Origin of the sequence: Methylobacterium sp. WSM2598 (assembly GCF_000379105.1) — a bacterium.
In the GTDB taxonomy this organism is placed as follows: Bacteria; Pseudomonadota; Alphaproteobacteria; order Rhizobiales; family Beijerinckiaceae; genus Methylobacterium.
This window is the reverse complement of record NZ_KB900609.1, coordinates 911,240-935,047: the sequence shown is the minus strand read 5'-3', so window position 1 is coordinate 935,047 and position 23,808 is coordinate 911,240. Positions and strand designations below refer to the sequence as shown.

Annotated in this window: 29 protein-coding genes and 1 tRNA gene; 17 read left to right on the top strand and 13 right to left on the bottom strand. The window is 72.6% G+C overall.

Annotated features, from left to right (window positions below):
- The first annotated feature begins 35 nt into the window (after nt 1-35).
- Entirely contained in the window at nt 36-284 is a 249-nt protein-coding gene (locus MET2598_RS0104540) for a DUF6894 family protein (protein WP_012333563.1), read from the top strand.
- Nucleotides 281-1,336 (top strand): Holliday junction branch migration DNA helicase RuvB, encoded by a 1,056-nt coding sequence (gene ruvB / locus MET2598_RS0104535; RefSeq protein ID WP_018260020.1) that lies wholly within the window; start codon nt 281-283, stop codon nt 1,334-1,336. Before MET2598_RS0104540 ends, ruvB begins: the two co-directional genes overlap by 4 nt.
- 206 nt (nt 1,337-1,542) lie before the next feature.
- On the opposite strand, the gene MET2598_RS0104530 is transcribed toward ruvB, so the two are convergent.
- From MET2598_RS0104530 to MET2598_RS0104500, 7 genes are all read right to left on the bottom strand, one after another.
- Nucleotides 1,543-1,983 (bottom strand): YidH family protein, encoded by a 441-nt coding sequence (locus tag MET2598_RS0104530; protein ID WP_018260019.1) that lies wholly within the window; start codon nt 1,981-1,983, stop codon nt 1,543-1,545.
- A gap of 29 nt (nt 1,984-2,012) precedes the next feature.
- The gene (locus MET2598_RS0104525; protein WP_018260018.1) at nt 2,013-3,305 is read right to left on the bottom strand and encodes an App1 family protein; all 1,293 of its coding nucleotides are present in this window, start codon (nt 3,303-3,305) and stop codon (nt 2,013-2,015) included.
- Between the two features lie 15 nt (nt 3,306-3,320).
- Nucleotides 3,321-3,557: a hypothetical protein gene (locus tag MET2598_RS0104520; RefSeq protein ID WP_018260017.1), complete on the bottom strand. Its 237-nt coding sequence runs from the start codon at nt 3,555-3,557 to the stop codon at nt 3,321-3,323.
- Nucleotides 3,558-3,657: 100 nt separating this feature from the next.
- Nucleotides 3,658-4,713 (bottom strand): AI-2E family transporter, encoded by a 1,056-nt coding sequence (locus MET2598_RS0104515; protein ID WP_012333568.1) that lies wholly within the window; start codon nt 4,711-4,713, stop codon nt 3,658-3,660.
- A 224-nt stretch (nt 4,714-4,937) separates the two neighbouring features.
- Nucleotides 4,938-5,828 (bottom strand): LysR family transcriptional regulator, encoded by an 891-nt coding sequence (locus MET2598_RS0104510; protein WP_012333569.1) that lies wholly within the window; start codon nt 5,826-5,828, stop codon nt 4,938-4,940.
- Between the two features lie 133 nt (nt 5,829-5,961).
- A complete protein-coding gene (trxB, locus tag MET2598_RS0104505) occupies nt 5,962-6,939 on the bottom strand; it encodes a thioredoxin-disulfide reductase (RefSeq protein ID WP_012333570.1) in 978 nt (325 codons plus the stop codon).
- A 33-nt stretch (nt 6,940-6,972) separates the two neighbouring features.
- Nucleotides 6,973-7,947, bottom strand: coding sequence for a mitochondrial fission ELM1 family protein (locus tag MET2598_RS0104500; RefSeq protein WP_051086563.1), 975 nt, complete (start codon nt 7,945-7,947; stop codon nt 6,973-6,975).
- 124 nt (nt 7,948-8,071) lie between these two features.
- Here MET2598_RS0104500 and MET2598_RS0104495 point away from each other — a divergent pair, with 124 nt between their 5' ends.
- On the top strand, nt 8,072-8,542 hold the full coding sequence (locus MET2598_RS0104495) for an Lrp/AsnC family transcriptional regulator (RefSeq protein ID WP_012333572.1): 471 nt from the start codon (nt 8,072-8,074) through the stop codon (nt 8,540-8,542).
- A gap of 356 nt (nt 8,543-8,898) precedes the next feature.
- A complete protein-coding gene (locus MET2598_RS0104490; protein WP_018260015.1) occupies nt 8,899-9,330 on the top strand; it encodes an SRPBCC family protein in 432 nt (143 codons plus the stop codon).
- Between the two features lie 83 nt (nt 9,331-9,413).
- On the opposite strand, the gene MET2598_RS0104485 is transcribed toward MET2598_RS0104490, so the two are convergent.
- Nucleotides 9,414-9,938 (bottom strand): DUF1993 domain-containing protein, encoded by a 525-nt coding sequence (locus tag MET2598_RS0104485; RefSeq protein WP_018260014.1) that lies wholly within the window; start codon nt 9,936-9,938, stop codon nt 9,414-9,416.
- Nucleotides 9,939-10,109: 171 nt separating this feature from the next.
- Nucleotides 10,110-12,140 carry a M23 family metallopeptidase gene (locus MET2598_RS0104480; protein WP_026190505.1) on the bottom strand — a complete coding sequence of 677 codons (2,031 nt, stop codon included), beginning with the start codon at nt 12,138-12,140 and terminating at the stop codon, nt 10,110-10,112.
- A gap of 336 nt (nt 12,141-12,476) precedes the next feature.
- On the opposite strand from MET2598_RS0104480, the gene MET2598_RS0104475 reads away from it, so the two are divergent.
- From MET2598_RS0104475 to MET2598_RS0104455, 5 genes are all read left to right on the top strand, one after another.
- Entirely contained in the window at nt 12,477-13,730 is a 1,254-nt protein-coding gene (locus tag MET2598_RS0104475) for a LarC family nickel insertion protein (RefSeq protein ID WP_012333576.1), read from the top strand.
- Nucleotides 13,727-14,530, top strand: coding sequence for an adenine nucleotide alpha hydrolase (locus tag MET2598_RS0104470; protein ID WP_012333577.1), 804 nt, complete (start codon nt 13,727-13,729; stop codon nt 14,528-14,530). Before MET2598_RS0104475 ends, MET2598_RS0104470 begins: the two co-directional genes overlap by 4 nt.
- Nucleotides 14,527-15,195 carry a nickel pincer cofactor biosynthesis protein LarB gene (gene larB / locus MET2598_RS0104465; RefSeq protein ID WP_018260012.1) on the top strand — a complete coding sequence of 223 codons (669 nt, stop codon included), beginning with the start codon at nt 14,527-14,529 and terminating at the stop codon, nt 15,193-15,195. The genes MET2598_RS0104470 and larB overlap by 4 nt, the downstream gene beginning before the upstream one ends.
- 286 nt (nt 15,196-15,481) lie before the next feature.
- Entirely contained in the window at nt 15,482-16,642 is a 1,161-nt protein-coding gene (locus MET2598_RS0104460; RefSeq protein ID WP_012333579.1) for an aldo/keto reductase, read from the top strand.
- A 125-nt stretch (nt 16,643-16,767) separates the two neighbouring features.
- On the top strand, nt 16,768-17,346 hold the full coding sequence (locus tag MET2598_RS0104455) for a HupE/UreJ family protein (protein WP_018260011.1): 579 nt from the start codon (nt 16,768-16,770) through the stop codon (nt 17,344-17,346).
- Nucleotides 17,347-17,352: 6 nt separating this feature from the next.
- Here the strand turns inward: MET2598_RS0104455 and MET2598_RS0104450 are convergent, their stop codons facing one another.
- Both MET2598_RS0104450 and MET2598_RS43540 read right to left on the bottom strand, forming a co-directional pair.
- Entirely contained in the window at nt 17,353-18,192 is an 840-nt protein-coding gene (locus MET2598_RS0104450; protein ID WP_026190504.1) for a methyltransferase domain-containing protein, read from the bottom strand.
- Between the two features lie 98 nt (nt 18,193-18,290).
- On the bottom strand, nt 18,291-18,983 hold the full coding sequence (locus tag MET2598_RS43540) for a PAS domain-containing protein (protein ID WP_330218363.1): 693 nt from the start codon (nt 18,981-18,983) through the stop codon (nt 18,291-18,293).
- A gap of 185 nt (nt 18,984-19,168) precedes the next feature.
- Between MET2598_RS43540 and MET2598_RS0104440 the strand changes: the two genes are divergently transcribed.
- The 5 genes from MET2598_RS0104440 (at nt 19,169) to MET2598_RS38600 (ending at nt 20,917) form a co-directional block, all read left to right on the top strand.
- Nucleotides 19,169-19,245: transfer RNA gene (locus MET2598_RS0104440), tRNA-Pro, on the top strand.
- Nucleotides 19,246-19,559: 314 nt separating this feature from the next.
- Nucleotides 19,560-19,730: a hypothetical protein gene (locus MET2598_RS40735; RefSeq protein WP_018260009.1), complete on the top strand. Its 171-nt coding sequence runs from the start codon at nt 19,560-19,562 to the stop codon at nt 19,728-19,730.
- Nucleotides 19,714-20,211 (top strand): hypothetical protein, encoded by a 498-nt coding sequence (locus tag MET2598_RS40730; protein WP_157182088.1) that lies wholly within the window; start codon nt 19,714-19,716, stop codon nt 20,209-20,211. Before MET2598_RS40735 ends, MET2598_RS40730 begins: the two co-directional genes overlap by 17 nt.
- A gap of 19 nt (nt 20,212-20,230) precedes the next feature.
- Nucleotides 20,231-20,488 (top strand): hypothetical protein, encoded by a 258-nt coding sequence (locus MET2598_RS0104425; RefSeq protein WP_018260007.1) that lies wholly within the window; start codon nt 20,231-20,233, stop codon nt 20,486-20,488.
- A gap of 225 nt (nt 20,489-20,713) precedes the next feature.
- Nucleotides 20,714-20,917, top strand: a complete 204-nt coding sequence (locus MET2598_RS38600; RefSeq protein ID WP_084673760.1) for a hypothetical protein — start codon at nt 20,714-20,716, stop codon at nt 20,915-20,917.
- 98 nt (nt 20,918-21,015) lie between these two features.
- On the opposite strand, the gene MET2598_RS0104420 is transcribed toward MET2598_RS38600, so the two are convergent.
- Both MET2598_RS0104420 and MET2598_RS0104415 read right to left on the bottom strand, forming a co-directional pair.
- Nucleotides 21,016-22,317 carry a Y-family DNA polymerase gene (locus MET2598_RS0104420; RefSeq protein ID WP_018260006.1) on the bottom strand — a complete coding sequence of 434 codons (1,302 nt, stop codon included), beginning with the start codon at nt 22,315-22,317 and terminating at the stop codon, nt 21,016-21,018.
- Complete coding sequence (locus tag MET2598_RS0104415; protein ID WP_018260005.1) at nt 22,314-22,769, bottom strand: LexA family protein; 456 nt, start codon at nt 22,767-22,769, stop codon at nt 22,314-22,316. Before MET2598_RS0104415 ends, MET2598_RS0104420 begins: the two co-directional genes overlap by 4 nt.
- 113 nt (nt 22,770-22,882) lie before the next feature.
- On the opposite strand from MET2598_RS0104415, the gene MET2598_RS0104410 reads away from it, so the two are divergent.
- Genes MET2598_RS0104410 through MET2598_RS40725 form a run of 3 tightly spaced genes read left to right on the top strand, consistent with a single transcriptional unit; the run spans nt 22,883 to nt 23,758 of the window.
- Nucleotides 22,883-23,137 carry a hypothetical protein gene (locus tag MET2598_RS0104410; protein WP_018260004.1) on the top strand — a complete coding sequence of 85 codons (255 nt, stop codon included), beginning with the start codon at nt 22,883-22,885 and terminating at the stop codon, nt 23,135-23,137.
- 29 nt (nt 23,138-23,166) lie between these two features.
- Nucleotides 23,167-23,448, top strand: a complete 282-nt coding sequence (locus MET2598_RS0104405) for a hypothetical protein (RefSeq protein WP_018260003.1) — start codon at nt 23,167-23,169, stop codon at nt 23,446-23,448.
- Nucleotides 23,441-23,758, top strand: coding sequence for a hypothetical protein (locus tag MET2598_RS40725; RefSeq protein WP_157182087.1), 318 nt, complete (start codon nt 23,441-23,443; stop codon nt 23,756-23,758). The genes MET2598_RS0104405 and MET2598_RS40725 overlap by 8 nt, the downstream gene beginning before the upstream one ends.
- The last annotated feature ends 50 nt before the right edge of the window (nt 23,759-23,808 follow it).

Below are 23,808 nucleotides of genomic sequence, written 5' to 3'. Positions count from 1 at the left end.
CGTTGACGAGGCCTCAGAGCCAGGGAGGACGGATCATGGCCCGCTACCGCTTCCACTGCACCAACGGCGCCGAATGCGTCCTCGACACGGTCGGGGCCGAGGTGCGCGCGCCCGCGCGGCTGACGGCGCGCGCGGCCGAGACCGCGCGGGCGGTGATGGGCGCGCTCGGCGAGCGGGCGGACTGGTCGCAGTGGCGCGTCAGCGTCCACGACCTGACCGGGCGCCGCGTCCTCACCCGGCCCTTCCTGGCGGCCGGATGCGGCCCCGCGGCGGTGGCGGCGTGAGCGGCCCGGCGGCCCGCAGGGTGGCGGGCTCCCGGCTCGCCCCGATCGCGGAGGCCGGCGAGGTCCCGGACGGGTCGATCCGCCCACTGAGCCTGTCGGATTTCACGGGCCAGCGCGCGGCGCGGGCGAATCTGGGGGTGTTCATCGAGGCGGCGCGGCGCACCGGTCAGGCGCTGGACCACGTGCTGTTCGTGGGCCCGCCGGGGCTGGGCAAGACCACGCTGGCGCAGATCGTGGCCCGGGAGCTGGGGGTGAATTTCCGCTCGACCTCGGGTCCGGTGATCGCCAAGGCGGGGGACCTGGCCGCGCAGCTCACCAACCTGGAGGAGCGCGACGTCCTGTTCATCGACGAGATCCACCGGCTGAGCCCGGCGGTGGAGGAGATCCTCTACCCGGCCATGGAGGATTACCAGCTCGACCTGATCATCGGCGAGGGCCCGGCGGCGCGCTCGGTCAAGATCGAGCTGCCGCGCTTCACCCTGGTGGCGGCCACGACCCGGGCGGGTCTGCTGACCACGCCGCTGCGCGACCGCTTCGGCATCCCGATCCGGCTGGAATTCTACGCGGTGGACGAGCTGGAGGCGATCGTGGCCCGGGGGGCGCGGGTGCTGGGGATCGGCATGGCGGCGGACGGGGCCAACGAGATCGCCCGGCGGGCGCGGGGCACGCCGCGGATCGCCGGGCGGCTGCTGCGGCGGGTGCGGGACTTCGCGATCGTGGAGGAGGCCGGGACGGTGACGCGGGCGATCGCCGACCGGGCGCTGCGTCTGCTGGACGTGGACGCGGCGGGTCTGGACACCATGGACCGCAAGTATCTGGGGCTGATCGCGCGCTCCTACGGGGGCGGTCCGGTCGGGGTGGAGACGATCGCGGCGGCGTTGTCGGAGCCGCGCGACGCCATCGAGGAGATCATCGAGCCCTACCTGCTCCAGCAGGGCTTCGTGCAGCGCACCCCGCGCGGCCGCCTCCTCACCCCGCACGCCTTCCGACACCTCGGCCTGCCCGTGCCGGTGCGCGAGGAGGAGCCCCTCGACGCCGCCCTGCCGGAGTGATGCGCTGTCCGGACGATCACCTCCGGACAGCGGATGACAAGCCCGCGCGGCGCGTGAGCGAAGCCGCCATCCGCATGGCCGACATGGGAGATGGCGAAGCAATCCGTCGGATGTCGTATGCCAAGCCCGCGCGGCACTTGAGCGAAGCCGACATCCGCATTGCGAAGCAATCCGTCGGATGTCGTCTGACGCCTTCTCCCGCGGGCTCACGCGCCGAGCGCGCGGCCGAACCACAGGCTGAGCAGCGCCGCGAGGGCGACGAGCGCCAGGAAGCCGTTCACCGCGACGAGGATCGCGGGCGGCAGCCGCGGCACGTCCGGCCGGGGCGGCGGGGCCCCGACGAAGACCTGCCGCCAGACGCCGGCCACGAAGCAGAAGGCGCTGAACAGGACCAGGATGGTGCCGAAGCCGACGATCATCCAGCCCGGCACCACCCCCTCCAGCAGCTTGCGCGCCCCGATCCCGCTCGCCAGAGCCACCAGGCCGGTGCGCATCCAGGCCGCGTAGGTCCGCTCGGCCGCGAAGACGGTCCGGTCCGCCGCGAGCTCCGTCCTGCGGTCCGCGCTGTCCTTGGTGACCTGCGCGGCGGCGGCCGTGCGCTCGGCCGCCTGCTCGGTCCGGCGCTCGCTGCCTGTCGCCTGCTCCATCGCGCTCTCCCTGGCTTTTCGCCCGATCCTCACCGCTCCGCCGGGCCCTGCGCCCCGTCGCCGGCCTCTCTGCGCCCGGCCGGCTCGACGATGACGGTCGGCGGCTCGGGCGAGGTGCCGCCGAGGGCCGCCTCCACGGCCTCGCCGGACGCGGCCGTGGCGGTGGCCTCGGGGGTGGGCCGGGTGATGCGGCGCGGCCGGCGGGGCCGGGTCGCGCCCTCGGCCGCCGCCTTCTCGGAGGCGACCGCCTCGACGGCCGGGGCCGCGATCAGGCCGAGGCCGGCCGCGTGCGCCGCGATGGCGCGGCTGTCGGCGGCGAGCACGAGGCTGCTGCCGGCCGCCGCCACCTCGCGCGCGAGCCGGGCGATCTCCGCCGCGCGCTCCGGCGCCCGCGACACGTTGCGGATGTAGACTGCGAGCACCCGGCCCGGATGCGCGTGCACGATCCCCGCATAGACCTCCGGGTCGTGCTGGCCGCTGTCGCCGATCAGCACGAAGGGAAGGTCGCGGTAGAGCGCCAGCATGCGGCGGATCAGCTCGGCCTTGTGGTCCTCGGCCCGGCGGGGCAGGGGATGGCGCCAGGACAGGCCCCATTCGCGCAGGAACAGCACCGGCCCGACCGGGATGTCGTGCAGGCGGAAGAATTCCGAGAGCATGTCGTAGATGCCCCAGGGCGCGCGCGAGACGTAGAGCATCGGGTTCTGCTCGGCCCCGCCCGCGCCGGCATGGAGCGCCCGGTACAGGGCCGCCACGCCCGGGAAGGCGACGCGGCGGGTCGCGTCGGCGACGAACAGGCGCCAGAGCATCTTCAGCTTGTTGGCGACGCCGGTGTGCATCACCGTGTCGTCGATGTCGCTGATCACCACGAAGCGGCAGCGCGGCGGCGGGATGAAGACCTCGCCCCGCGCCTCGACCGGCGGATCGCTGGCGAGGCGGATCGAGACCGGGTGCCACGCCCCCTCGCCCGGCCCGGGCGGGCGGGGGCAGAGATGGATGCGGAAATAGCCGTCCCGGTCCGTCACCGCGCGGGCGGCGCTGCCGCCGAACCGCGCCTCCACGGCGAGGCCGGGCAGGCGCCGGCGCCGGATGCGGCGGCCGATGTCGCGCAGCTGCGCGCGCAGGTCGTCCGGATCGGCCGCGCGCTCGGCCTCGGATTGCCGGAAGGCGCGGCCGATCAGGAAGATCTCCTGTGCCGAGCCGTAGCCGCGATAGACCTCGACCGCCACGCCCCTGCGCCCCTGCGCCCGGCGCACCGGCCGGGCGGCGAGGCCGAGGATCCAGCCGGCGGCCCGCCTCAGCCGGCCTGCCCGCGCGCCCGTCATGGCCGTCCGCCGCGCCTAGAGGTTTGGCGGCGCCTGCCAGGTGACGCCCGGATGCTCGCGGACGTCGCCGGCCTCGCGACCCGTATCGGCGTCGCTGACCCACTCGCCGGGCTCCGCGAGGTCGGCGATCCGCGCGGCCGGATAGGCCGCTTCGAGGAACAGGCGGGCCTCGCCCTCGCCCGCGGCCCGCACGGTGACGAGCGGGCGCGCCGCGTCGGCCTCGACGATCCTGGCGATGAACAGCTTCGTCATCTCGCGCTCCTGCCGCGGCCCGGGCCGCGCGAGAGCACAACGCGGGAGGAGGCCGATCGGGACGCCGCGCTGCGGGAAAAGTCGCGGCGCCCCGGCGCGCTCAGATCAGGCCGCGCAGGGCGAGTTCGTTCTTCAGGTAGGCGTAGAAGATCGGGGCCGCGACGAGGCCCGGCAGGCCGAACACCGATTCCATCACCAGCATGGCGGCCAGCAGCTCCCAGGCCCGCGCGCGGATCTGCCCGCCCATCACGCGGGCATTCACGACGTATTCGAGCTTGTGGATCGCCACCAGGAAGCCGAGCGAGCCGAGGGCGAGCGCCGGCGAGACGCTGAGGCTGACCAGCACGATCACCGTGTTGGAGATCAGGTTGCCGACCACCGGCAGCAGCCCGGCCAGGAAGGTGATCACCACCATGGTCTTGGTGAAGGGGAGGGCGATCCCGAGCCAGGGCACCGCGACCAGCAGGTAGAGCGCGGTGAGCGCCGTGTTGAGGGCCGAGATCCGCACCTGCGCGAAGACCACGCTGCGGAAGGCGGAGGCGAGCAGCCGCACCCGGTTCGTCAGGGCGTGGAGGAGGGGCGGGCGCTCGTCGAGGCCGGTCTCCCGGCTCACCGCCACCATGGCGCCGATCACGAGGCCGAAGACCAGGTGGAACAGCGCCCGCCAGACGTCCTGGCCGATCGCCCGCACCTGCCCGGCATGCTCGCGCAGCCAGGTCGCGGCCGCGGCCTTCAGCTCGGTCGATTCCTCCGGCAGGAAGCCGACCAGCCAGGGCGGCAGGCGCGAGCGCGCCGTCTCGATCACCTCGGCCATCTTGCGCAGCAGGACCGAGAGGTTGTCGGACCCGCCTGACAGCAGCCCGACCAGCCAGAGGATCGCCGCGCCCACGGCCGCGACGATCACCCCGGCGAGCAGGGCCACCACGATGACCTTGGCCGTGTGGTGGTGCACGAGGGCGTCGCTGCGCCGGGGCGCCAGCAGGTGGACGAGTTCGTGGACGAGCAATCCCGCGAGCAGCGCCCCGAGCAGGTGGAAGTGCAGCACGGCGACGAGGGCGAGGCCGGCCAGGATCTGGGTTGCGGTCTCGAGCCGATGGGGCGTTCCGGGGAACGGGGCGACGGTGAGCGGGTCGGACGGGCGAACGGGATCGAGCATGGGGCGGCTCCGACACGGGCTGCCGAACAGGCGCCGGGAGGGACAATGTCTGACACGGGAATGGCGGCGCGTCCGTGCGGCCGCATAGGCGGCCCAGAGTCGCGACCTGATCAGGTCGCCCCCGTGCGACGGCGAAACGAAGGAGCGGGATCCTCCCGCGCAGTCCGGGCGCCGCCCTCGGCCCTCAGCCCTCGCACCCGCGGCGGACGTCGCGCCCGGCGCGGTCAATAGGTCCAGCGCTGGGCCTTGGCGACGAGGAAGTCGCGGAAGGCCTGGACGCGGGCGACCGAGCGCATCTCCTCGGCGTAGACGAGGTAGCTCTCCAGGTTCGGCATCTCGATGTCGCGCAGCACCTGCTGCAGGAGCGGATTCCCGTTCGCCGCGTAGTCGGGCAGGATCCCGATCCCGGCCCCGGTCTCGACCGCCACCTGCAGGGCCGAGATGTTGTTGACCGTGAAGTGCACATTGCGCGGCTCGCGCCCTTCCCGGCCCGCGGTCGAGAGCCAGTGCGTCGCCATCAGGTAGGAGGGCTGGTCGCCCCCGAAGGAGACGATCCGGTGCTTGTCGAGGTCCTCGATCGACTTCGGCTCCCCGAAGCGCTTGATGTACTCGAGCGAGGCGAAGACGTGGTAGTGCACCGTGAACAGGCGGCGCTGGATCAGGTCGGGCTGGGCCGGACGGCGCAGGCGGATCGCCACGTCCGCCTCGCGCATGGCGAGGTCGAGCTCCTCGTTGGTGAGGATGAGCTCGATCCGCACCTCCGGGTGCAGGTCGAGGAATTCCGAGACCCGCTGCGACAGCCACGCGGTGCCGAGGCCGACCGTGGTCGTGACCTTGAGGTCGCCCGAGGGCCGCTCGCTCGTCTCCACGAGCCGGGCGCGGGTCGTCTCCAGCCGCATCTTCATGTCGCGCGCGGCGCGGAAGAGCAGGTCGCCCTGCTCGGTCAGGATCAGGCCCCGGGCGTGCCGGTGGAAGAGCGGCGCCTTCAGCTCGCGCTCGAGCGCGCTGATCTGGCGGCTCACCGCCGACTGGCTGAGGCCGATGTCGTCACCCGCCTTCGTGAAGCTGCCCGCCTCCGCGACGTTCAGGAAGATCCTGATCTTGTCCCAATCCACGGCCGTTCATCCCCGCGCCAGAGTCCCCGGCCGGCGGGTTGCGGCGGGCGGCTCTCGCGAACGCGAATTGTTTGGGGGCCGCGACGGAGCGGGGCGGGACCCCGCTCCGTCGCGACCGGTCCCGCTCTCCCGCCTACTCGGCCGCGGCCCGGCGCGGCGTCTCGCCGATCGCCAGGTTCGCGAGGTACTTCTCCGCCTCCAGGGCGGCCATGCAGCCCATCCCGGCCGCCGTGATCGCCTGGCGGTAGACGTCGTCGGTGACGTCCCCGGCCGCGAACACGCCCGGGATCTCGGTCGCCGCCGTGCCGGGCGTCACCGCGAGGTAGCCCCCGGCGCGCAGGGGCAACTGACCCTCGAAGAGCGCGGTCGCCGGCTGGTGGCCGATCGCCACGAAGACGCCGTCCGCCCTGCGCTCGCTGACCGCCCCGGTGGCGACGTCCCTCAGCCGCACGTGCGTGACCGAGGGGGCCGGGCTCTCGCGCCCGCAAATCTCCTCGACCGTGTGGTTCCAGACCACCTCGACGTTCGGGTGCCGGAAGAGCCGCTCCTGCAGGATGCGCTCCGCCCGGAACGCGTCGCGGCGGTGCACGACCGTGACCTTGGCGGCGAGGTTGGCGAGGTAGAGCGCCTCCTCGACCGCGGTGTTGCCGCCCCCCACGACCAGAACCTCCTTGCCGCGGAAGAAGAACCCGTCGCAGGTGGCGCAGGCCGAGACGCCGAAGCCCTGGAACTTCGCCTCGGAGGGCAGGCCGAGCCACTTCGCCTGGGCGCCGGTCGCGACGATGAGCGCGTCGCAGGTGTAGACGGCCCCGGAATCCGCCTCCAGGCGGAAGGGCCGCTGCTTCAGGTCGACCTTGGCGATGTACTCCGACACGATCCGGGTGCCGACATGCTCGGCCTGCAGGCGCATCTGCTCCATGAGCCAGGGGCCCTGGACGGCCTGCGCGAAGCCCGGGTAGTTCTCCACGTCGGTCGTGATCATGAGCTGGCCGCCCGGCTGGAAGCCGGAGATCAGCAGCGGCTCGACCATCGCGCGGGCGGCGTAGATCGCGGCGGTGTATCCCGCCGGGCCCGAGCCGATGATGATGAGCTTCTCGTGGGTGGTGGACATCGGAATCTCCGGGCCTCCCGGCCCGGGACGACCTCACGGGCCGCCCGGGTGGGTCTGCGGATCGCGCCGCCTCAGATAGGCGGCCGCGACGGCCTCTGCGATCGCGGGGGTGAAATCTAAGGGTTCGTAACGAGAACCTTCAAGTCTGCCATCGAACGGATGCACAGCTCCGTACTGCCGGAGTGCGGCGAAGAACGGGCGATGGCGGGCGTAGGTCTCGGTGAGCTCGCCGAGGAGGATCGGGGATCCGGTGGCGGCGGCCTCCGCGACCATGTTGGCGCTGTCGGCCGTCACCACGATCGCGTCGGCGAGCGCCAGCAGGGCGAGGTAGGGATCGGCGCCGCTCCCGTCATGGAAGAAGCCGCCGCGTCGCGACGCGAGGTCCCGCAGGGCCGCGCGCAGGGCGGGCGGCGTGCGCCGGGAGGGGGTGATCATCAGGCTCGCCTCGCCGGCGAGGCGCTCCAGGCCCGACAGGAAGGCCGCGGCGGCCTGCGGGCGGACCCGCCCGCGCCGGTCGTCGCCGCCGACCAGGATCGCCGCGCGGGGGGCCGGGAGGGCGCGGAGCCGCGGGTCGGGCGCCGCGCGGGCGGCCGCGAGGCGGGCGGCCGAGACCGGATGGGGGCCGGCCAGCGTGACGAGCACGTTCCGGCCGCGCAGGCGGTCGTGCTCCGGCACCCAGATCAGGTCCGCGGCGCCCGGGCCGGTGCGGGGGTCGCGCAGGAACACCGTGAAGGTCGCGGCCCCCGCCCGGCGCCGCAGCGCCCGCAGGACCGGGACGGCGCGCCGCCCGGCCGCGATGGCGAGGTCGGGCCAGGGCGGGGCGGGGGCGAGGTCGCGCGGGTCGGCCGGGCCGCGGGGGGCGAGCCAGGAGAAGGGCGGGCGGGGCGCCACGCGGCGCTCCTCGGCGACGAGGCCGAGCGCCTGCGCGAGGCCGCGGCAGGGGGCGAGGTCGCCGGCCTTGCCGTCGGTGAGGATCCAGGCCGTCGTGCCGGGCGGGAGCGTGGTCACCCGCTCCGCATCGGCCCGGCCCGGCGCCGGAGTCAAGCGGTGCCGGGCGGCCCCGGCTTGTCTCGGCCTGCCCCGCCCGCTAGTGACCAGACGCCCTCCGTCCCAGCCAGGATCGCCGAGCCCCTTGCCCGTCCGCCTCGACGCCATCGATTGGGCGATCCTCCGCGAGCTGCAGGCCGACGGCAACATCACCAACGTGGCGCTGGCGCGCCGGGTCGGGCTCTCGGCCCCGCCCTGCCTGCGCCGGGTGCGCGCGCTGGAGGAATCCGGGATCATCCGCGGCTACCGGGCGCTCCTCGATCCGAAGCTCCTCGGCTACGAGGTGGTCTGCTTCGCGATGGTGCAGCTCGCCGCCCAGGGCCAGGCGGAGATCGCGGCCTTCGCGGCCGAGATGCGCAACTGGGCCGCCGTGCGGGAATGCTGGACCCTCTCGGGCGAGACCGACTTCCTGCTCAAATGCGTGGCCGCCAACCTGCCGGCCTTCCAGCGCCTCGTCGCCGACCTGACCGCCCTGCCGAACGTGCGCAGCGTGCGCACGGCCCTCGCCCTCGACCAGATCAAGGACGAGCCGGTGGTGCCGCTGCCGATCGCCTGAGCCTCCGCCGAGCCGGCGGGTTCGGCCGCACCGACGGAGCCGGACCGGGAGCCGCGGCGCGGCCCGGCGTGCAGGTCCTCTCCGGTATCCGAACCGATCCGCTCGGCCCGATCGACGGCCGCGTCCGATCCATCGGGAGCATCCGCGATCTTGGCAGGCGGTCCCCGCTCCCGTGCCGCGTCACGGCGACGGCCCTCTCCCGGCGTCGCGGGGCCGGACCGGCGGCCTGGCGGGGATGCGGGAACCGCACCAGGGGTTGTTTCTGGTGATCGTTCGCATCAGCGGTTGCCGCGACGGCCGATCTGAGCTGAGGTGCGGGCCGGAGGGCCTGGATCTTGGCTGGAGACGGTGCATCGATGGCTCAGGAACGGATCACGGTACGGACGGTCGCTCCCGCACCCGTCGCGATCGTGTGGACGGCCTACACGTCGCCCGAGCAGATCAGGGAGTGGAACTTCGCGTCCGCCGACTGGCATTGCCCGAGCGCGAGCGTCGACCTTCGCGAGGGCGGACAGTTCTCGTCGCGCATGGAGGCGAAGGACGGCAGCATGGGCTTCGATTTCGAGGGGATCTACACCACGATCGTCGAGAACGAGCGGATCGAGTTCGCCTTCGGCGACCGTCGAGCGGTGGTCGAATTCACCCCGGAAGGGGACCACACCCGGGTGACGGTGTCGTTCGATCCCGACGCCGTGTTCCCCCTCGCGCAGCAGCGCAGTGGGTGGCAGGCCATCCTCGACAACTTCTCCAAGCATGTCGCGTTGCGGGCTGGAATGTCTGCAACGTAAAGGATTTGTCTGCGGGTTCGGTATGGGCCGACGTTCTCATGCAGCCTCCACCTTGAGCGGGCACTCGACGCGTTTGCCCTGCGCTATGCCGGGCGGGTGCGCAGCTGTCCCTCGTAGTCGCGCTTGCCGATCGGCACGCCCCGCGCGCGCAGGATGTCGTAGGCGGTGACGGCGTGGAAATAGAAGTTGGGCAGCGAAAACGAGAGGATCAGGGCCTCCGACGTGAAGGCCAAGCGCCGCGGACCGATCTGAAGGTCCAGTTCGCGGCCCGCCCAGCTGTTGACCTCGTCGGGGGTGTACGCCTCCAGCGCCGCTTCCGCCTTGCCCATCATGGCTTGCAGCTCGACGAAGGGAACCGGTCCGACCAAGCCGGGCGGCGCGAATACACCCGTCTTCGCGGCTTCCAGCCCCCACACGGCATGGTGCCAAGCGGCCTCGATCTGGAAATGGAAGGGTGCCATGTCATCGGAGAGCCGGGCTCTCACGAATTCATCCGGATCGGCGCCCGTCTCGCTGCAGTGCCTGCTCGCGCGGTCGAGGAAGCCCGCAACGGCGCGTACGGTCTGCAGGAAGGTCGGCACGCTGAGCTCGTAGAATGATGTCGCCATCGGAACGACCCCACTGCGCCATCGCTGGCATCCACCCCGTGGCGGATGCCATCATTGTACGCGTTCTCATGATCGATACTGAAAGGTAGCGGCGCGCAGGGTCCCGAACTTCTCGCGATCCTTGCCTCCCGGTCAAACGCCCGCGCCGGACGTCGCGAGAGGTCCAACCTCTCAGCGCATCGCCTCGCGCTGCGCGAGCGCGCCGCCGGAGGCCTTCTGGATCAGCCCGTCGGTCTGGTCGCGCTGGCGGCGGAACTCGGCGAGCAGCCGTCCGTCCAGTTCGCGGCCGCGGGGCACGCGGATCTTCATCGGGTCGACGAAGTGCCCGTTGATGATGACCTCGTAGTGCAGGTGCGCGCCCGTCGACAGGCCGGTCGAGCCGACATAGCCGATCACCTGGCCCTGCCGCACCCGGCCGCCCGCGGCGATGCCGCGCCCGAACCGGGACATGTGGTTGTAGGTGGTGACGTAGCCGTTGGCGTGCTGCAATTCCACCCGCCGCCCGTAGCCCGAATCCCACTCCGCCTTCAGCACCGTGCCGTTGCCCGCCGCCACGATCGGCGTTCCGATCGGCACCGACCAGTCGACCCCGGTGTGGAGCTTGGCGTAGCCCAGCACCGGGTGGCGGCGATAGCCGAAGCCCGAGGTCATGTTCCCGTCCGTCACCGGCTTGCGGATCAGGAACTTCTTGAGCGAGCGGCCCATGTCGTCGAAATACTCGACCGTGCCGTCGTCCGGCGACTGGAAGCGGTAGACCCGCCGGGCCTCGCCGCCGACCGTCAGCGCCGCATAGAGCAGGTCCGGCCGCTCCGCCGAGCCGCCGCCCTCCTCGTCGTAGGTGTAGACGAGTTCGAGGTTGTCGCCGCTGCCGACCCGGCGCTGGAAATCGACGTCGTAGCCGAAGATGCGCACGAGGTCCTCGACCATGCTGCGCGGCAGGTCGTGCCGGGCGGCGGTCTCGTAGAGGCTCGCGTAGAGCCGCGCCCCGGTGCCCTCCTCGTCCTCGTCCGCGCCGGGGGCGGGCACCGCCTTGGCGGGGGCGCCCTCCTGGCCGGGGGGCGTCACCGACACGAACTGGCCGCGGTCGTTCATCGCGGCGATCGCCTCGATGCCGCGCTCGCCGTAGAGGATGACCCGGTTGAGCTGGCGCGGATCGCCCGGCTTGGCGCCGGGGCCGACCAGGAGCCGCATCTGCTGGCCCTCGCCGGTCGAGGCCGTGCGCGCGAAGCCCCCGAGGGCGGCGACGATCGGCCGGACCTGGTCGTCCGCGGCGGCGTTCGCGCGCAGCACGCTCTCCAGGGTCTCGCCGCGCCGGATCGTGACGTCGCGCTCCTCGACCAGGGGCGTGCCGCGCGGTTCCAGCTTGGCGAGGTCGGTGACGTTCTCGCGCAGGACCCGCACCTCGATCGACTTGAACGGGCCCGAATCGCGGCCGAACTCGGAGTCGAGCGCCGGCAGGGCCGGGAAGCCGCGCAGGGCCCGCGACAGCATCAGCTGCGGGGCGATCGGCAGGGCGGCGAGGCGCCCGGCCTCCGCCGCGAGGCGCCGCTCCTCCTCCAGCTGCGCCTCCACGTCCTCCTCGGTGAGGGCAGGGGCGCCCGGGCCCACGGCGGCCTCGGCGAGGTCGCGCTTGACCACCGAGACGTCCGCGTCGGGCGCCTCGGTCGGCGGTGGCTCGGGCGCGCGCTCGGCCCCGGGCTCGCTGAAGAAGCGCATCGGGTCGAAGGCCGGGATGTCGGTCGCCGCGAGCCCGGCCGTCGCCGAGAGCGCGGTGGCGATCCGCACGAAGGGCCGCACCTTGATGATCTCGCGCTCGCCCGCCCGGATCGTCACGGGCGCGCGGAAGCTCTGCTTGGCGAGCGCCACCATCGGGTTGCGCACCAGCCGGTCGCCCTTGCGGGCGGCGTTCGAACCGCCGTCGCTCGGCTGCGGCCGCGCGGCGATCGCGGCCGCCTGCGGCAGCTGCGCGAAGCTCGCCTCGCCCTGGAGGGAGATCCAGATCGCCGAGCCGATCAGGCCCGTCCCGGCCATGCCCGTGAGCACGCAGGCCGTGAGCCAGCGCAGGTTCACGTCGCGCCGGTCGGTCTGCGAGGAGGCCACGCCCGCGAGGTTCAACGGCGGCTCGTGGCCGGGATCGGGGTTGCGTCCCGCGCGGGGGGAGGGGGGCGGAGACCCGGCCGGGTCGAGGCGCGCGCGCTTCACCGTGGCTCCTGGAAGGACAGCATGCCTCGCCCGGGCGGGGAGGGGACGCGGCGCCGTGCGGCTGCCGACGCGACCATGCGCAGGCCGCGGACCGAAATCAACCGCAGGACCCGCGCCGATCCTCAGGGCTTTCGCCCGCCAGGATGTCAGGATTGAGGCGCGGCGCGAATCGGACGGGCGCGATCGGGTCGCGGGCATCCCGGCTGCGGCTTTCTGCCGGCCCCTGCCCAGCGCGCGGAGCGCGCGATCCCTCTTGCCCAGCGCGCGGAGCGCGCGATCCCTCTTGCCCAGCGCGCGGAGCGCGCGATCTCCCGGGCAGGTTTCACGCGAGGCGGCATGCACCTTCACCTCGATGCGGTCGGCGGGATGGCCGGGGACATGTTCGTCGCCGCGCTCCTCGACGCCTTCCCGGAGCACGAGGCCGGCCTCGTCGACAGCATCCGGCGGGTGGCCGGCGCGTCGGTCTCCTGCCGGCTCGTGCCCCACGGCGACGGCGTGCTGCAGGGGCGCCGCTTCCTGGTCGCGCCGACCCGGGACCACGACCATCCCCATGGCGGCCACCCCCGTCACGACCATGCCGAGGGCGCCCACGCCCACGCGCACCGGCACTGGGCGGAGATCCGGCGCGCCCTGCGCGGGGCGGACCTCGCGCCCGCGGTCGCCGAGCACGCGCTCGCGATCTTCGGCCACCTCGCCGAGGCCGAGGCGCGGGTCCACGGCATCCCGGTCGAGGAGGTCGCCTTCCACGAGGTCGGCGCCTGGGACTCGATCGCCGACATCGTCGGGGCCGCCCACCTGATCGCGGCGCTCGCGCCCGCGGACTGGAGCGTCGGCCCGCTGCCGCTCGGGGCGGGCCGGGTGACGACCGCGCACGGCGCGCTGCCGGTGCCCGCCCCCGCCACCTCCCTCCTGCTCCGGGGCTTCGCGGTGATCGACGACGGCGTGCCGGGCGAGCGGGTGACCCCGACCGGGGCCGCGATCCTGCGCCATCTCGGCGGGCGGGGGCGGTTCGACGGGCCGCGGGTGATGGGGGCGAGCGGCATCGGCTTCGGCGCCCGGACCCTGCCGGGGCTCAGCAACTGCCTGCGGGTGCTCGCCTTCGAGCCCCTGCCCGGCGACCCGGCGGGGCCGGAGGGGGCCGGGGCGGGCCTGCACCGGGATCTCGGGGTGATCGAGTTCGAGGTCGACGACCAATCGGCGGAGGATCTGGCGATCGGGCTCGATCGGCTGCGCGCCGAGCCGGCCGTGCACGACGTCGTCCAGGCGCCGGTCTTCGGGAAGAAGGGCCGCATGATGACCCATATCCGCGTGCTGGCACGGGCCGAGTCCCTCGACGCGGTGATCGCCGCCTGTTTCCGCGAGACGACCACGATCGGCCTGCGCCACCGGATCGTCGCGGGCGTGGCGCTGCCCCGCCGCAGCGAGACGGTGACGGTCGAGGGGCGCGAGGTGCGGGTGAAGAGCGTCGAGCGGCCGGGCGGGCGCACCGCCAAGGCCGAGGCCGACGACGCGGCGGGCGAGGGCCACGCGGCCCGCGCGGCCCTGCGCCGGGCGGCCGAGCGGCGCGCCCTCGGCGGGGACGCTTCGTGAGCGGCGGCCTGGAGGCCGTCCTCGCCGGGATCGGCCCGGTCGCCGTCGCGGTGAGCGGCGGCGTCGACAGCCTCACCCTGGCCAGCGTCGCCCGCCGCGGCAGCGCCCGGATGGTCCACGCGGTCTCCCCCGCCGTGCCCGAGGAGGCGACGCGGCGGGTGCGGGAGGAGGCGGCGCGCCAGGGCTGGGACCTGGCCGTGATCGAGGCCGGCGAGTTCGGCGACCCGGCCTACCGCCGCAACCCGGTCAATCGCTGCTTCTTCTGCAAGACCAACCTCTACGGGGCGATCCGCGCCCTCACCGGGCGGGTGATCGTTTCGGGCGCCAACCTCGACGATCTCGGCGAGTACCGGCCGGGCCTGGAGGCCGCGAAGGCCTACGGCGTGCGCCACCCCTTCGTGGAGGCCGGGATGGGCAAGGAGGCGGTGCGGGCGCTCGCCCGCCGCCTCGGCCTCGGCGCGGTGGCGGAACTGCCCGCCGCGCCCTGCCTGTCGAGCCGGGTCGAGACCGGCATCCCCATCGAGCCCGCGACGCTGGGCTTCGTCCACGCCGTCGAGCGGCTGGTGAGCGAGGTCCTCGGCGGCGCGCCAGGGCCCCGGCGGGCGGTGCGCTGCCGGGTGCGCGCCTCCGGCATCGTGGTCGAGCTCGACCCGGCGAGCCTCTCGGCGCTGACCGCGGACGACCGGGTCGCCCTCGGTCTGCGCATCGCCGGAGAGGCGCCCGTCGACCTCGTCGGCGCCGAGATCCGCTTCGCCCCCTACCGGGTCGGCAGCGCCTTCCTGACCGGGAGCGCCCGATGACGGAGTTCGTCCTCGACGTCGAGCGCCCGGCCCGGATCGGCCTCGAGGAGGCGGTCTACGCCGCCGGCAAGACCGCCGCGCAGGTGGCCGCGATCCTGGCGGCCGCGGCGGAGCGGCGGGCGAGCCTCCTCGTGACCCGCCTCGACCCGGAGAAACTCGCCGCGCTGCCCGGGACCCTGCGGGCGGAGATCGATTATTGCGACCTCTCGCGCACGGCCTGGTTCGGGCCGCCGCGGCCGGTCCGGGGGCAGGGGCGGATCGCCATCGTGGCGGCCGGCACCTCGGACCTGCCGGTCGCCCGCGAGGCGGAGCGCACCCTGCGCTACGCGGGCGAGGCCGCCACCGTGATCGCCGATGTCGGCGTCGCCGGCCTGTGGCGGCTCACCCGGCGCCTGGAGGAGATCCGGGCGCATCCGGTCGTCATCGCGGTCGCCGGGATGGACGCGGCCCTGGCGAGCGTGCTCGGCGGCCTCGTCGCCGGGGCGGTGATCGGGGTGCCCACCTCGGTCGGCTACGGCGTCGCCGCGGGCGGGCGCCCGGCCCTCGACGTGATGCTGGCGAGCTGCGCGCCCGGCCTCGCGGTCGTGAACATCGACAACGGCTACGGGGCGGCCTGCGCCGCCCTGCGCTTCCTCCACGCGGCGGGCCGGCTCGCCGGCGCGTGAGGCCCGCGGGCGGGGTGACCCGCCGGGCCGCCCGGACCCCGGGCGGGCCCGCTCAGCAGAACGGTCTCGGGCAAGTCTGCCGGGACTTGATCCCGGCGGTCATGTCTCATGACCGCTGGTTCCGTTCCCGGATCGTCGCCAAGCCTTTGGCTTGGTGTCGCGAATCCGGGATGGTCGACGCCCCGGTGCGGCAGCCTCCTGGGGCGTTGGTACGAGGTGCCGCATCCTTGTCGCCGCCGGAGCGGTGACCACGTCGGCGAATGGTGCTCAGACCGGAGGGCGGACCATGGAACGTCGCAGTTTCCTGCAGGGCGCGGTGCTCGGGGCGGGCCTCGCGGCCGGCGGCTCGGCCGGCGCCGCGTCCCCGGCGGGGCCCGGCCCGGCGCTCCCGTCCGCGGGGCCGCTGCCGCCCGCGGCGGCCGCGCTCGCCGGGGCGAACCGGCCCGAGGATCCGGCGGCGCTGCCCTTCGTGACCGATCCGGGGGAGAGGCGGGGCGAGATGCTCTACCGGCCCCTCGGCCGCACCGGGGTCACCGTCTCGGCGATCGGCATGGGCGGGTTCCACCTCGGCAAGAAGGCGCTCAGCGATGCCGAGGCGACGCGGCTGATCCATCAGGGCGTCGACCGCGGCATCACCTTCATGGACAATTGCTGGGACTACAACGAGGGCAGGTCCGAGGAGCGGATGGGCGCGGCGCTCGCCGAGGGCGGCTACCGGGCCAAGGTCTTCCTGATGTCGAAGATGGACGGCCGGACCAAGAAGGAGGCGGCCGCCCAGATCGACACCTCGCTCAAGCGCCTGCGCACGGACCGCATCGACCTCGTCCAGCACCACGAGATCCTGCGCTACGACGATCCCGACCGGGTCTTCGCCGAGGGCGGGGCCATGGAGGCCTTCATCGAGGCGCGCCAGGCCGGCAAGCTGCGCTTCATCGGCTTCACGGGCCACAAGGACCCGCGCATCCACCTGCAGATGCTGGAGGTCGCGGCCGAGCGGGGCTTCCGCTTCGACACCGTGCAGATGCCCCTCAACGTGCTCGACGCGCAGTTCCGCAGCTTCGCGCACCTCGTGCTGCCCTCCCTGGTGGCGCAGGGGATCGGCGTGCTCGGGATGAAGACCTTCGGCGACGGGGTCATCCTCAAGAGCAACGCCCCGATCCGGCCGATCGAGTACCTCCACTTCAACCTCAACCTGCCGACCTCGGTGGTGATCACCGGCATCCAGAGCCAGCGCGACCTCGACCAGGCCTTCGAGGCGGTGAAGAGCTTCCGGCCGATGGACAAGGCGGCGGTGGCGGAACTGCTCGCCCGCGCCCGACCCTACGCGCTCGAGGGCAAGTACGAGCTGTTCAAGACGAGTTCGACCTTCGACGGCACCGCCAAGAACGCCGCCTGGCTCGGCGGCGAGGCCGAGGGCGTGCAATCCCTCGCCCCGACCATGGAATAGCCGGGTCCGGGGCCGCCCGCTGACGGCTGCCCCGAATCTTGCTTAACCTCGGCCATTCGAAAGCCTCGGCCATTCGAACGCTCGGTCACCCGACACTCGGCCATCCCACGCCATCGGAGCCCGCCATGACGCGCCGCCTGCCCCTCCTCGCCGCCGCCCTGATCCTCCTGCCGCAGGCGGCCCTCGCCCATCCGGGCCACGGCGACGCCGCCGGCTTCGCGCACGGATTCGCCCATCCCCTCGGCGGGGCCGACCACGTCCTCGCCATGGCGGCGGTGGGGCTGCTGGCGGCCCTGCGCGGCGGGCGGGCCCTGGTCGCGCTGCCGGTCGCCTTCCTGGCCATGATGGCGGTGGGCGGCGCCCTCGGGGCGGCCGGGCTGGCGCTGCCGGCGGTCGAGACCGGGATCGGCCTCTCGCTCGTCGCCTTCGGGCTCGCCGCCGCCCTCGGGGCCGGGCTGCCGCTCGCCGCGCTCGGGCTCCTCGTCGGGCTCTTCGCGGTGTTCCACGGCCACGCGCACGGGGCCGAGATGCCCGAGAGCGTCTCGGGCCTCGCCTACGGCGCGGGCTTCGTCGCGGCGAGCGCGCTGCTGCACGCTGCCGGGATCGGGCTCGGCCTCGCCGCCGGGCGGCTGCGGGCCGCCGCCCCGGTCATGGGCGGCGCCGTGGCGCTGGCCGGCGTCGCGCTCCTGGCCCACCTCGTCTGAGGCGGCTCAGCCCGGGTTGACCGCGGTCACGAGCCAGCAGGCGGCGCCGAGCACCACCGGCTCGGTGCGCGGCAGGGCCGCGGCGACCGCCGCAAAGGCGGCGGCGCGCTCGGCCTCGCCGAGGTCGCGCACCAGCACCGAGGTCGGGCCGAGGGTGAGGGCGAAGCGCGTCGCCTCCTCGGCGTCGCGCCCGAGCACGAGGTCGCGCAACACCGCCGACTCGGCCACCGCGGCGAAGCCGGCCTGCCGGAGCAGCCCGGCGAGGAGGCCGGGCTCCGCGAAGCGGAACGGGCCGGGCGCCCCCGGGACCGGCGGCTCGGGCGGCGGCACCACCCGCAGCGCCGCCTCCCGCGGCACCCGGATCCAGTCGTTGGCGGGCAGCCCCTGCCAGCACAGGAGCGCGATCCGCCCGCCGGGCCTGAGGCCCCGGCGCAGGTTGGCGAGGGCGGCCCGCGACTCGTCGAAGAACATCACCCCGAAGCGCGACAGCACCGCGTCGTGGACCGGCTCCAGGGGCTGGGTCTGGGCGTCCGCCTCGACCCAGGCGACCGGGGCGTTCTCGGGATCGGCCGCGAGGGCGCGCTGGCGCGCCCGGGCGAGCATCGGCCGCGAGACGTCGAGGCCGGTCACCGAGCCCCGCGGCCCGACCGCCCGCGCCGCCAGGAGCGTGGTCTCGCCGCAGCCGCAGCCGATGTCGAGCACCCGCTCGCCGGGCCTGAGGGCCGCGGCCGCGATCAAGGCCTCGGTGAGGGGCGCGAAGGCGGCGTCGAGCGCGTCCTGCAACCGCGCCCATCGCTCGCCCGCCTCGCCGTTCCAGTACTCGGTCTGGGAGATCGGGTCCGTCATCGCGGCCTCCGCCAGGGGCGTTCCGCGGCCTTCTCGACCGCCGCGCGCGCCCGCGCAAGGGCCAGTCAACAGGAGCTCGACGCTCGGATCGGCCTCGATCACCGCGAGGGCCTCCCGGCCGTCCCGGGCGAGCAGCACCGTGTCGCCGAGATCCTCCAGGTGCCCGCTGGCGCGGGAGCGCACGGCCTCGCTGCCCTCGACGACCAGGATCGTCTCGCTGCCGCGGCGCGGCGGCGCGGCCGGTCCCGCCTCGGGGCGCGCCCCCGGGCAGGCCGGGACGGGCGCCTCCAGGGCCCGCCTGATCTGCCGACCGGCCGCTCCTCGGTCACCGCCTGGAGGGCCATGTCGAGGTTGCCGGTCACGACCTGGAGCAGGTTGTTGAAGTCGTGGGCGAGGGCCGCCGTGAGCTCGCCGATCGCCTCCATCCGCTGGGCCTGCCGCTGGGCCTGCTCGGAGGCCCAGCGCCGCGACAGGTCGAGCTGCGAGGCGAAGAAGCACAGCAGGTCGCCCGCCTCGTCGTAGACCGGCCCGATGAGGACGCTGTTCCAGAATGCCGTGCCGTCGCGCTTGTCGTTGAGGATCTCGGTGGCGATCGCCCGCCTGTCGCGCAGGGCGTCGCGCATCTCGTCCACGGTCGCGCGGCTCGTCCGCGCGCCCTGGAGCAGGCGGCAGTTGCGTCCGAGCAGCTCCTCCTCGTCGTAGCCCGTCAGGTCCTGGAAGGCGCGGTTGGCGAGGATGATCGGGTTGGCGGGCTGGCGCGGATCCGTGAGGATCATCGGCATGCGCGTCATCTCCACGGCCGCGCCGGCGGCGGCTCCGGCCGGCCTGCGGGCTGATCGATCGCCATCGATTAGGCCGGCCATGTCCTTTCTCCAGCGCGGGAGGGGCGAAGGATCTCCGATTTCCGGTCGCGGAACCGCTTGCAGGCTGCCAAGGCCGTCGCTATAAGCCCCCCACGTCGGCGGCGCCGACGCTTCGGAGTGTAGCGCAGTCTGGTAGCGCACCACGTTCGGGACGTGGGGGTCGCAGGTTCAAATCCTGCCACTCCGACCAATCTTTCCCGAGACTTAGCTCAGATCCCCCTCAGACCGTGGACCGAATGGTGGACCGATTACCGGCGCCGGTAACAGCCTTTTGCGCCGCGATGAAGTGTCACTTTGAAGCAACGGTACGGGATCCCACATTGGGTATGGTGCTGCTCAATCTCAGCATACCGCCCCAGTGCGATCTCGCACTCTTGAGGAACCTCACAACCGTTAGACGATTGCCAATCGGTGAAAGGTGGCCTTAAAGAGAGTGTGCGACCTGAGTAGGCGAGCGGACCAGTCGGGGTGCGATACCGACGCCCACAGTCGCGAGAGGCGAACATGACCCCCATGCGGAAGATCCAAGAGGATCGTGGTCCCATCTGGGACGACGAGGTCCTTGCCAACTGCGCTGGCGAAGCCAGCGAGGAGGATCTGCGCCGCCTTGAGGAACTCGTGCGCCCGGAGTTCGAGCAAGGCGAGTGGCAGGTCGACGATGGTCCAGGATGGTGATGCGCCACCAGCACGGCATTGGACCTACCACGACCTCGGAACCCTCCCCCGGCAACTAGATATCGTCTGGTGCCGGTTTCCCTTCAAAATCGCAGAGATGGAGCCTGGACCGTATGCACGGCCCGGGCTCGTTCGTCAGCGGCAGGTTGATATCCAAAACCGCCGTGGCGCTGTGCAAATCGTGTACGGCACGACCAACCTGAAGCCCGGGCGTCGTGTCCTTGATCTGACGATCATGAACTCGTCGACCATTGATGAGCTGGGTTTGCGGGAAGCTACGCGGTTCGACCTGGACGCTACAGTGACGCTGCCCTGGTGCGTGGAGTTCTTCAAGGCTCCAAGGGGACTGCCTCTCCTGATCGGCTCCTTGCGAAATAGCCCGCGTGCCATGGACCAACTCGCGACTCTCAAGCACCTGCGCGAGCGGGTTGACCGGCTCCGGGCCGCAGCCGTCGAGAACGGCGCTGCGAAGCCGGAGTAGCGGATTACGTTCACTGGCCATGCCCGAATCACCCACCCTCGGCGACCTCTACAAGCTCAAGCGCCTCACCGACGAGCAGGTGACCGCCGCCGTCTCCGCCTACTGCGCCGACCCGACGCCGGGGGTGCGAGAAATCGCGGAGGGCGTGTCGCTCTACATCGCCGCGGCCGTCCTGGCGAGCCCGTATGCGCGAGAGGTACTGGCGCTGGCGGATGCTCAGGAGGGCATGCGGTGGACCGCCGTGCGGACTGCCATCCTGCTGGCGAGGCCCAGGTAGTTCGGCCCGCTGCTCAAGGGCGCCGAGCACAGCGCCCGCGGGGGCTGCTGGGCTGGCAATGCGAATGGTCAGGAGTGTTGCCTGGGCGCGAGGCCAATGGGCGAAGCGGAGATCAAGCTTGAGTTTGGTTAGGCGTTAATCTCCAGGAGCAGGCTGTTTGGGGCGGCAGGGGCATGAAGGTCGCTGAAACTGGCCATAGCGGCTCGGACGTGCGATGTCCCCGTGATGACCGATACCAACCTGCATCCCTTCACAATCGAAGTTTCACCGCTGACCACGCCCAAAGGCCACTTCGGCTGGGCCATCCGCAAGCACGGCAAGCTCCTCGAGCGATCCGACCGACCGCATGTGAGCGAGGACAAAGCGCACGCTCAGGCTATCGCGGCCGTGGAGCGGACGGCCCACCCCGGGACGGGAGCGCGGCGCTGATCCCGCTGGCAAGAGACGGCACAGCGGCCTCGTGCGGCCCGGTCATCGATATGCGGCGGGGCGCTCGCATACGGTAGGGGGGTTGTCCTGAGCGACGGCTACGCCGGCAGGTGCGCCAACACGGACGGCACCTCGGCAAGCCGCGTGGTGTAGCGCGGCGTGCGCATCTCGAACTTCGTCGACCACGTCCGCTTCTCGACGAGACCCGCCCGTGCCGGTACGACGCTGCCGCGCCCGAACCGCGTGTTGCAGGCGTCCATCGCCGCCATCAGCGCGCCTGAGCGCTCTCGGTCGAGCGCCCCGAACAGCGCCCGCGGGCTCTCGGCCAGCGGCACGAGGTCGGTCGTGATCACGCCGGCCTTGCTGTAGCGCCAGGGTATGCCGACCGGCTCGCGCCACGTGCGCGCGATCCCATGCTGGGCCGCCTTGATCAGCGCGAGGCTGTCGTTGGTCGCCTCCGGCAGGTGAATCACTGTGGAGGTGGAGCGCATCGGGTCGCCCCGGTCGTGCTCGCTGGTGTGGTAGAAGACCGTGATCTGGTTGGTCGCGAGCCCGTCCCGGCGCAGCTTCTCGCCGAGCTGCGCCGCATGCGCGGCCACCGCCTGCTCCAGCTCCGCCCGTTCGGTGATCCGGGCCGAGAACGAGCGCGTCATCGCGCAGCCCTGCCAGCGCGCCGGTACGAGTTCCAATGGCAGGCAGGCGCGGCCGCGCAGCTCGTGGATGATCCGCTCGCCCACTACGGTCAGCGCCTTGCGGGCGGGTCGCAGGTCGAGGTCGCGGAGGTCCGCTACCGTGTCGACCCCGAGCGCCTGGAGCTTCGCCAGCGAGGCCCGCCCGACACCCCAGACCTCCCCGGCCGGGATCCCGACGAGCCACGCCGCGCGCTCGTTCTCGTCCGAGAGGTCGCAAACCCCGCGGAGGTCGGGGATGCTCTTGGCAATGTGGTTGGCGAGCTTGGCGAGCGTCTTCGTCGGCCCGATCCCGACGCAGGTCGGCAGTCCCGTCCAACGCCGCACGGTGGCGCGCAGATCGCGCGCCAGCTCCACCCGGTCGCGCTCGCGCACGTCCGACAGGTCGAGGAAGCTCTCGTCGATGGAGTAGACCTCCACGTCGGGCGCGAAGGTCCGGTAGACGGCGTTGGCCCTCGCGCTCATGTCGCCGTAGAGCGCGTAGTTGGACGAGAACACCCGCACGCCCTCGCGCCGACAGAGGTCGCGGATCTTGAAGTACGGTTCGCCCATGCGGATGCCGAGGGCCTTCGCCTCGGCGGTGCGGGCGATGGCGCAGCCATCGTTGTTGGACAGCACGATCACCGGCACGCCTGCGAGCTTGGGGTCGAACACCCGCTCGCAGGAGCAGTAGAACGAGTTGCCGTCGATCAGCGCGATGGCGGGGCTCATCGCACGGTGCTCGGCCGGACGTGATGCCAGCGCACGGAGAACAGCAGCACGCCCCAGAGCTCGCACTCCTCCAGCTCCTCCAGGCCGAAGACGGGCATCTCAGGATTGTCGAAGGTGAGCGCGAGGCGGTTGCCGTCGAGCACGAGGCGCTTGAGGCTCATCTCCCCGTTGACGACCGCCACCACCACGGCGCCCGCGCTCGGCCGGAGGGAGCGGTCGACCACGGCAAGGTCCTCGTCGTGGATGCCGGCCCCCTTCATGCACCAGCCGCGCACCCGCCAGATGAAGGTGGCGGCCGGGTTCGGGGCGAGCCAGCGAGGGAGTTCGAGAGCGCCCTCGATAAAGTCCTCGGCAGGCGACGGGAAGCCCGCGCAGAGGGTCGTGCGCATGAAGGGGATGCGCACCAGCCCGCCCTCGTCCGCGGCCTGCTCGCCGACCCGGTAGAGACTCACGCCCGCCCTCCACGTTAGAACGAAAAGAGAACAAGCAGGCTGGGAGTTCCTCGGTCAAGGCCGTGCGTTGAGCCTGTGCAGAGCAGGGACGACGCGCTCCAACGAGGTGATGAATGGCCATGCGCACGACGTTCGTGGTGCAGACCTTCGAGGTGCACCGAAAGAAGCTGCGGCCCGGCGTGCGTGACGTGGCGCCGACCGAGAGCGGCGCCCTCAAGCGTGCGGAGGCCATTGCCGGCCGCCAACCGGGCGCGGCAGCGCTGAAGATCGTGGCGGACAACGAGACAGGCGAACTGGAGAGCGTCACGCTCCTTGGTCAGTTCGGCGAGGTGCCGGAGGATTTCGCCGAGAGCCTGCAGGGCGGCTAAGCGCACCGCGATTACGTGTGGAGACCAGAATGGCGTTCAAGGCGAAATCGGCTTCAGAGACCAAGGCCGCGGAGTTGGCATCCGCGCTCATCCGCATCGCGGATCGGGAGAGCGCACCGCTCACCATCGGCGTGGAGGGGCTTCTACGCGGCAATCCGCGCCTGACGCCTCTGGCGATCGGGCAGATGTACCGCAAGCACCGCGACAGCCTGGAGGCGGCCCTGGCAGAGCGCGGCTACACTCTCATCACCTACGCCGATCAGGGCCCGGGCCGCGGAATGGAGTTCGAGATCGGAGTGGTGGGTGGCTGACGCGCCCAGGGTCGGCGAGCTTCTGAAAGCCGGACGCGTCACGGACGGCGACCTGGATGCCGTCATTCTCGCCTACTTGCAGGATCCCAAGCCCGGCCCTCGCGCGATCGCAGAAGGCGTAGTGCTCGACGTGGCTGCCGCGTCGAGGATGCCCTGCTCGCTTTATTCATCATGCTGCATGAGGAGCTTCTGGCAGGATCGCAGCCATAATGACGAGCCGGTTTTTGGGCCGGCTTGCCGCTTCAGCTGCGGATTCCGATTGAAGTCGGCCACCGGTTCCGAGGCGAAGCCGGCCAGCGTTCCGATTTGATGTCGGCCAGCGTTCCGAGATGAAGCCGGCCACTCGGTAGCCGGCATCGG

Excerpts from the sequence above, each read along its gene's own strand:
- MET2598_RS0104475 (WP_012333576.1), top strand. The coding sequence starts at position 12,477 with ATGCACCTTCACCTCGATGCGGTCGGCGGGATGGCCGGGGACATGTTC.
- larB (WP_018260012.1), top strand. The coding sequence starts at position 14,527 with ATGACGGAGTTCGTCCTCGACGTCGAGCGCCCGGCCCGGATCGGCCTC.
- MET2598_RS40735 (WP_018260009.1), top strand. The coding sequence starts at position 19,560 with ATGACCCCCATGCGGAAGATCCAAGAGGATCGTGGTCCCATCTGGGAC.
- MET2598_RS0104425 (WP_018260007.1), top strand. The coding sequence starts at position 20,231 with ATGCCCGAATCACCCACCCTCGGCGACCTCTACAAGCTCAAGCGCCTC.
- MET2598_RS0104405 (WP_018260003.1), top strand. The coding sequence starts at position 23,167 with ATGGCGTTCAAGGCGAAATCGGCTTCAGAGACCAAGGCCGCGGAGTTG.
- MET2598_RS0104450 (WP_026190504.1), bottom strand. The coding sequence starts at position 18,192 with ATGACGGACCCGATCTCCCAGACCGAGTACTGGAACGGCGAGGCGGGC.
- MET2598_RS43540 (WP_330218363.1), bottom strand. The coding sequence starts at position 18,983 with ATGACGCGCATGCCGATGATCCTCACGGATCCGCGCCAGCCCGCCAAC.
- MET2598_RS0104410 (WP_018260004.1), top strand. The coding sequence starts at position 22,883 with ATGGCCATGCGCACGACGTTCGTGGTGCAGACCTTCGAGGTGCACCGA.
- MET2598_RS0104540 (WP_012333563.1), top strand. The coding sequence starts at position 36 with ATGGCCCGCTACCGCTTCCACTGCACCAACGGCGCCGAATGCGTCCTC.
- MET2598_RS38600 (WP_084673760.1), top strand. The coding sequence starts at position 20,714 with ATGACCGATACCAACCTGCATCCCTTCACAATCGAAGTTTCACCGCTG.
- MET2598_RS0104515 (WP_012333568.1), bottom strand. The coding sequence starts at position 4,713 with ATGCTCGATCCCGTTCGCCCGTCCGACCCGCTCACCGTCGCCCCGTTC.
- MET2598_RS0104490 (WP_018260015.1), top strand. The coding sequence starts at position 8,899 with ATGGCTCAGGAACGGATCACGGTACGGACGGTCGCTCCCGCACCCGTC.
- MET2598_RS40730 (WP_157182088.1), top strand. The coding sequence starts at position 19,714 with ATGGTCCAGGATGGTGATGCGCCACCAGCACGGCATTGGACCTACCAC.
- MET2598_RS0104525 (WP_018260018.1), bottom strand. The coding sequence starts at position 3,305 with ATGACGGGCGCGCGGGCAGGCCGGCTGAGGCGGGCCGCCGGCTGGATC.
- MET2598_RS0104485 (WP_018260014.1), bottom strand. The coding sequence starts at position 9,938 with ATGGCGACATCATTCTACGAGCTCAGCGTGCCGACCTTCCTGCAGACC.
- MET2598_RS0104455 (WP_018260011.1), top strand. The coding sequence starts at position 16,768 with ATGACGCGCCGCCTGCCCCTCCTCGCCGCCGCCCTGATCCTCCTGCCG.
- MET2598_RS0104530 (WP_018260019.1), bottom strand. The coding sequence starts at position 1,983 with ATGGAGCAGGCGACAGGCAGCGAGCGCCGGACCGAGCAGGCGGCCGAG.
- MET2598_RS0104420 (WP_018260006.1), bottom strand. The coding sequence starts at position 22,317 with ATGAGCCCCGCCATCGCGCTGATCGACGGCAACTCGTTCTACTGCTCC.
- MET2598_RS0104460 (WP_012333579.1), top strand. The coding sequence starts at position 15,482 with ATGGAACGTCGCAGTTTCCTGCAGGGCGCGGTGCTCGGGGCGGGCCTC.
- trxB (WP_012333570.1), bottom strand. The coding sequence starts at position 6,939 with ATGTCCACCACCCACGAGAAGCTCATCATCATCGGCTCGGGCCCGGCG.
- MET2598_RS0104520 (WP_018260017.1), bottom strand. The coding sequence starts at position 3,557 with ATGACGAAGCTGTTCATCGCCAGGATCGTCGAGGCCGACGCGGCGCGC.